This is a genomic window from Vibrio sp. NC2 (assembly GCF_025195005.1).
GTDB classification, from domain to species: domain Bacteria; phylum Pseudomonadota; class Gammaproteobacteria; order Enterobacterales; family Vibrionaceae; genus Vibrio; species Vibrio splendidus.
The window spans coordinates 250,022-255,909 of the sequence record NZ_JANVFC010000002.1 but is presented as its reverse complement, the minus strand read 5'-3'; the positions used below and the strand labels follow the sequence as shown (position 1 = coordinate 255,909).

5 protein-coding genes are annotated in these 5,888 nt (G+C 42.6%); 1 reads left to right on the top strand and 4 read right to left on the bottom strand.

Features of this window, described 5'->3' with window-relative positions:
* Positions 1-201: 201 nt before the first annotated feature.
* Entirely contained in the window at positions 202-555 is a 354-nt protein-coding gene (locus NX845_RS04835) for a hypothetical protein (protein WP_065681427.1), read from the top strand.
* Positions 556-760: 205 nt separating this feature from the next.
* Here the strand turns inward: NX845_RS04835 and NX845_RS04830 are convergent, their stop codons facing one another.
* The 4 genes from NX845_RS04830 to NX845_RS04815 all read right to left on the bottom strand — a co-directional run bounded on the left by NX845_RS04830 (position 761) and on the right by NX845_RS04815 (position 5,887).
* Positions 761-1,657, bottom strand: coding sequence for an RNA polymerase sigma factor RpoD/SigA (locus tag NX845_RS04830; protein ID WP_260256590.1), 897 nt, complete (start codon positions 1,655-1,657; stop codon positions 761-763).
* A 477-nt stretch (positions 1,658-2,134) separates the two neighbouring features.
* Complete coding sequence (locus NX845_RS04825) at positions 2,135-2,467, bottom strand: Hpt domain-containing protein (protein WP_017079133.1); 333 nt, start codon at positions 2,465-2,467, stop codon at positions 2,135-2,137.
* Positions 2,461-4,050, bottom strand: coding sequence for a response regulator (locus NX845_RS04820; RefSeq protein WP_102446689.1), 1,590 nt, complete (start codon positions 4,048-4,050; stop codon positions 2,461-2,463). The genes NX845_RS04825 and NX845_RS04820 overlap by 7 nt, the downstream gene beginning before the upstream one ends.
* A gap of 286 nt (positions 4,051-4,336) precedes the next feature.
* Positions 4,337-5,887, bottom strand: a complete 1,551-nt coding sequence (locus NX845_RS04815) for a DHA2 family efflux MFS transporter permease subunit (RefSeq protein ID WP_004730582.1) — start codon at positions 5,885-5,887, stop codon at positions 4,337-4,339.
* Position 5,888 lies beyond the last annotated feature (1 nt).

Genomic DNA, 5,888 nt, shown 5'->3' with positions numbered 1-5,888 from the left:
TCGAGAGGGCTTAGTTTTAGTCTGAACCGACATTTAGTCTAAACCAACAAGTAGATAGGGCAGCGTAAAGTTGCCCTCATTAAAGCCATGTAGAGTCATTGATGCATGGCTTTTTTATTTGTTTTGTTTCGCTAAATAAACTTGAGAACAGATAAAAATGTCCTTAATTATTAGAAGAGTTAGTTAGAAAGGAGGGACGACATGCATCGTTATGTCAGTTCACCGCAAGCGTCGAAGTACATCGTGCCACCACCTCAACATCGTGAGTTGTCGAGTGTGGATGTGCCTGAGTCCGAATTAGAGATGCGAGAAATATTGAATAATTGGTTTGCTGATGGTTTAGCACCCATTATTGAAAGTGAAGATGACTACATCTCTGCGAGCGATCACGTTCGATTTGAAAAGCTCAGCGGCACTGTTGGGATGCTGTTGAGAAACAAAGATTATTATTTTGCGGCTAAGCGGATTTTATCTGTGTGGGAACAAGATTGCCTTGAAACCACTTACATCAATTATCTCATTTTACGCAGTGAGCGAGTCACTTCTTTAAGGTAAGTGAATGCTGTGGCATTTGCCAATAGCGATTAGCCATTTAGGGGGCGTGAGCTTACGATCTTTTTGTTTTTCTACCGAATTAGGTAAACAAAACAGGCAAACAAAAAGGGCAAGCTTTGAGGCTCACCCTTAAGGTCCTTTCTTTTACTTACGTTGCTGTTTTGGCTTAACGTTATTTTCAACTGATTCTAAACTGAGTTGCAACTTACACCCAACCATCAAATTTGAGTCGTTTTTGAATCCTCTCAACCGCCTCTTTCTGCATTTGTCTAACACGTTCATTAGAAACATTTACATCCAACATTTGTCCCACCTCAGACAGCGTTTTCACCTTGTTATCAAAGAAACCAAAACGGTGGATGAGCACCTTTTGTAATTTTGGAGGAAGTGTATTGATAATTTGTTCTAGAGCTTGGGTAAAGGATTGATCTTCACAGTCTTTTTGCGGGTCAGGGATATACTCACTTTCACACTGTTCAAGTACTATCGGTGCGTGGCTGATACCAACCGTTGTTGTCACGTCAATAAACCCGCTAAGCGCCACGAGTTGGTCGACACGTTTTGCCTTAACGCCAGAGCTGTCTGACAACTCTGAAATAGAAATCTCTTTACTCATTTTTTTGCTTACATCGAGCTTTTTTGAGGCGAGGCTGTTTATTTCTTTACACACGTGGGCTGGCAATCGAACGGTTCGACCCGTGTTCATGAGTGCGGCTTCAATGTTTTCGCGGATCCACCACACTGCATAGGTTGAAAAACGATAGCCTGGTTCTGGGTCGTATTTGTCGATGGCCTTAATCAAGCCAATGTTGCCTTCCTCGATCAGGTCGAGCAGGGTGAAATTATTGCCTTTACGCTTTAGGTAACTCTTTGCGATTTTCACAACAAGTCGCAGGTTTGATTCGATCATGATGTCACGTGCTTGCTTGTCACCAGCGCGATTCAATTTTGCGTAATACACCTCATCTTCACGCGACAGCAGATCAATCCCCACAATATCCTTTAGATAGTGAGCATAAGGTTCTGCAGTGGTAGAAAATGATTCTTTAATGGGTGTGTCATCCGTGAACCCTTGAAACGCAGCAAAACTGTCATTGTTCATTTCCTTGTCCTTTTTTAGCCGACTGAACGTTTTATTTTTTTATTTTATTATTATGCCACCAAGTGATTAACGCTTGGTTTCATTAGAGTGTAGATAACAGTTTCTTCTTTACCAATAAATAAAATGCAATTTCGTATACTTACGTCACAAAAAGATCTACAAGTATTTAACCATTTTACATCTCATCGAACGTGTCGGTTTTTCATGGAAAACATGAACATGCATAGCTTATAAAGTATGTGTTATGCATTGGCGTATGTAGATAAACCGAGTGAATTTATAGGAGCGGGCGGCTATATAATTGATAGGGAAAATGAGGAGAACGTGGCAAGAGTCGAGGTTCCATGTTGCCAAAGTACCTCAGCTCTTTAACCTGTTCAGCTGACATTGTTTGCTGCGTAAAACTATAAAACTATTAGTGGAGACTAAAAGCTGTTACGGAATACTAAAAGCTATTACAAAAGCTCAGTGAATTGACTAATAGGTGCTGAGCACCTCATCGATTTGTTTGTTGATGATCTTCATTTCGCTGTAGATAACAGAAAGATCATCATCTTGAGGTGCAAGCTTATTAAGTGTGTTTTGCTCGACTCTTTCTAAGGCCACGGTGGCGGTTTCTTCGCCGAAGCTGGCTAATATGCCTTTTAATGTGTGCACGGTAAAATGAAGCTTGCCCCAATCCTGTTGCTGTACCAGTTCTTGTATCTCTTCTAATGAATTGCCATGGTCTTCTTGATACACAGACAACACAGCGAAAATCACTTCTTTGTCATTATCTAAGTAGGCATTTAGGGCATCAAAATCTAGCATATAGACTCCTGTCGGCTGTATGTTGAAAATGGGCTGGGCGGCTTAGTAGAAAAACCAGATCTTAATGAATCACTGAGCCATTGGCTCCATCTTGGTGGAAGCTCTAACTGTGCGAGCTGTTTCAAGTATTCGTGTCTAAGGTTTTCTTCTATATGAGCTTTATGGACGGCATATATATAGTCAAGTTTCGCCGCAATTGAATATGGGTAATTGTGAATGTAGTCCTTTAGTTCTTGGATGGAATCGGAATTTTCGATATTTACACAAGTAGAAGGGTCTACATCTTGTGATTCGAGTTGATGGTTTATTGTCTCCCCTCGAGCTTTTAAGCATTCTGCAACTAAGCGGTACAGGGAGTACTCGCCAAAGTGAGTCAGAAGAGGCAGCAATTGAAGCAATAAGTGAGTGGGTTGGTTGTAAAAGTTATTTGCTAACAGTGTCGAGGCTCGAATCACTTTCTTGTGAGCAACTTGAGGGCTGTTCTCAATGAGTAAAATATTACTTTGAAATAGGGCAAGGCTGGCCAGAACTTGTTGCTGTTGTTTTACGGGAAGTTTGAGGTTTACCAACTCTGTGAATTGATTAGCATGTTCCAGCAGAATACGTTTGTACTTTAATTGTGTCTCACGTTGGTAGGTCGCCTTTAGTGAACTGAAGTGAGCGCTAATGGAATGAATAATATCAATGTCGGCAGACGATATATGCGTCGCGTACATCTCACCAAGCTTGATAAGCATCAGGGTGTTGTCGACGTTTTCTGCCAAGTCGATTGCTCTTATCGCACGGTGACTGATGCTAGGTGTCATTTCAAACGCTCTTATGGCCAGTTTAAGTGCGGGCAGTAACATATTATGTTTTTCATAAATGCAGCTTAAACAATCAATAACGTTTAATGACAACGGCTGAGCAATCAGGTAATTGTGGAGCTTTTCTATGGCTAGGTTCGGTTTACCCAAGCTGTCTAGAATTAATGCCTCTGCGACTAATTTGGTCGGGTGCATTTTCGTGTTCGAGTTGTTGATTGTGCTTGAAAGCAAATCCCATTCTTTGCCTCCAATTAAGTGTTCAATCAACGTCGCTTCAAACTGAACGCTATTGCCATTCGGGGAGATCGCTAACGCTTGTGTCAATCGTTCCAGATTAGTGATCGGATATAAGTCATTCAGTTGGGTGAGTTTCTTCGAAACGGACACAGCACTTTGAATCTTCTTGCCTAAAGATTGAGTATTGATCGGTTTAGAAACAAAGTGATGTGCTTCGCCAGAAAGGGCCGTCAATACGGTTTCCTGACGCATATCCCCAGAAACAAGAATCGTGGCGACTGTATGATCGATGAGCCTGTTTCGATAGAGGATCCCCAAAAGCTCAAACCCCGTGAAGGATTGTTCTAAGTGGTAATCGATGAGGAGTACATGAAAAGAGTGCGTCTCGACCGCCTTGATGGCTTGTCGATAATCGGTCGCAATAAAGATGCAATCATGTGAAATGCCCAAGCTCGAGAGTTGCTGCTTAATAAGTATTGTTGCGCTCTTAGAGTCGTCGACAATCAAAACCCGCAGGTCTGTTGGTAAGGTCAAATCCATTTTCCTCAATACCAAATGTTATGTTTAATTTAGGTGTCAGGTTGCACATTGTCAAGGTGCCTATATCACATACAAACACTCAATAAACTATTGGTAATTAAAGAGTATTCGATAACATTTATGAAAGCCTTCAAACGCAGGCTGCGTTTACCTTATTTTTGTGGGGTTATCCGTGTTTTAGAAATAAAAAAGAGGTAAGCCGATAAGCTTACCTCTCTGTTTTCTTACTCGATTTTTTATCCGAAATGTAGCCTTTTTTGAAGCTTTACTAACTAAAAAACTAGCGCTAATCACGCATGTTAAAAATCAATACTGCCGCTAGAGCCAAGAACGCCGTCATCATTAAGAACACATCGTTGTAAGCCATGATGGCAGCGTCACGTTGCATTGTACCAAGTAAGCTTGCTTGCGCTTGTTGCATCGCCGTTGCGGCATCACTTCCTGACTGAATGAAAAACGCTTGTTGTTGCTGAAGCGTCTGCCAACCAAGTTGACTCACAGAAGGTAGCGACTCCTTGATGTGAGCCAGATGCTCACGGGTTTTGTTATCCAATAGCGTAGCGATAATCGCGATGCTGAAAGCGCCACCTAAGTTTCTCATTACGTTGGTTAACGTTGATGCGTCTGGCGTGTCCATTTTGCTGATGTTTTTCATGGCAACCAAAGACAGCGGAACCATAATAAATGGGCTACCGATAGCGCGCAGAACCATAGACAAAATCAGCTGTTGGCCACCAAAATCGATTGTCATGTGCGTATTCACGTAACAACTGAAACCGAACATTGCGAAGCCAAAGGTCACCAAGTACTTAGGCTTAATTATCTGTGTTAGCTTGGGCACAATTGGGAATATCAGAAGCTGTGGGAAACCCATCCACATTAGCACTTCACCAATTTCCATCGCGTTATATTGCTGAATTTGAGTGAGATACATCGGCAGCACATAGATAGAGCCAAGCAACGCCATCCCCAAAATCAAATAGGCGATACAAGACATAGCAAACTGCCCATCCCGCAATAGCCGCAGGTTAACCAATGGCTTTTTGTGTTGGAGTTCGTTTATCACAAAGTAAACCAAACTCACCGCCGAGACGATACTCAAGCCAATAATAAAGCTCGAACTGAACCACTCTTCACGGTTACCTTCTTCTAGTACCACTTCCAAGCAACCTAGCCCTAACGCCATGGTCGCGATACCAAACCAGTCGGCTTTTTTCAGGGTGCCAAGGTCGAGCTTTTCATCATCCAAACCATATCGGATCATGGTGATCACAAGCAAAGCAGGCGGAATATTGATGTAGAAAATATAGTGCCATGAAAAGTTCTCCGTCAACCAACCACCAAATGTTGGGCCGATCGATGGAGCAAAGGTCGCGGTTACGCCAAACAGTGCCATACCCACAGCACGTTTGTTAACAGGCAATAACTGAATCACTAACGAGAAAGCAAGCGGGATTAAAGCGCCACCACTGAAGCCTTGCATCGCTCGGAATACGATCATCGAGGTCATATTCCAAGAGAACGAACACAACAAAGATGAAATGGTGAAAATGGCCGTCGTCCACGTGATATAACGGCGTTTACCGAGCGCTTTAGAAAGCCAACCACTGAGTGGGATAGCGATCATCTCTGCGACAAGATAAGACGTAGAGATCCACGAGCTTTCATCTAAGGTGGCAGATAGCGCACCTTGAATATCTTTAAGAGACGAGTTGGTGATCTGAATATCCAAAATCGCCATAAACGCGCCAATCAAACCGCCAAATAGGGCGATCCAATGACGTCTTGAAACCTCGCCATCATCATTAGTGTGGGTGACAACACCAGCGTTACTCATG

What these genes read in the sequence shown, in the direction of transcription:
- NX845_RS04835 (WP_065681427.1), top strand. Translation starts at nt 202, where the DNA reads ATGCATCGTTATGTCAGTTCACCGCAAGCGTCGAAGTACATCGTGCCA.
- NX845_RS04830 (WP_260256590.1), bottom strand. Translation starts at nt 1,657, where the DNA reads ATGAACAATGACAGTTTTGCTGCGTTTCAAGGGTTCACGGATGACACA.
- NX845_RS04825 (WP_017079133.1), bottom strand. Translation starts at nt 2,467, where the DNA reads ATGCTAGATTTTGATGCCCTAAATGCCTACTTAGATAATGACAAAGAA.
- NX845_RS04820 (WP_102446689.1), bottom strand. Translation starts at nt 4,050, where the DNA reads ATGGATTTGACCTTACCAACAGACCTGCGGGTTTTGATTGTCGACGAC.
- NX845_RS04815 (WP_004730582.1), bottom strand. Translation starts at nt 5,887, where the DNA reads ATGAGTAACGCTGGTGTTGTCACCCACACTAATGATGATGGCGAGGTT.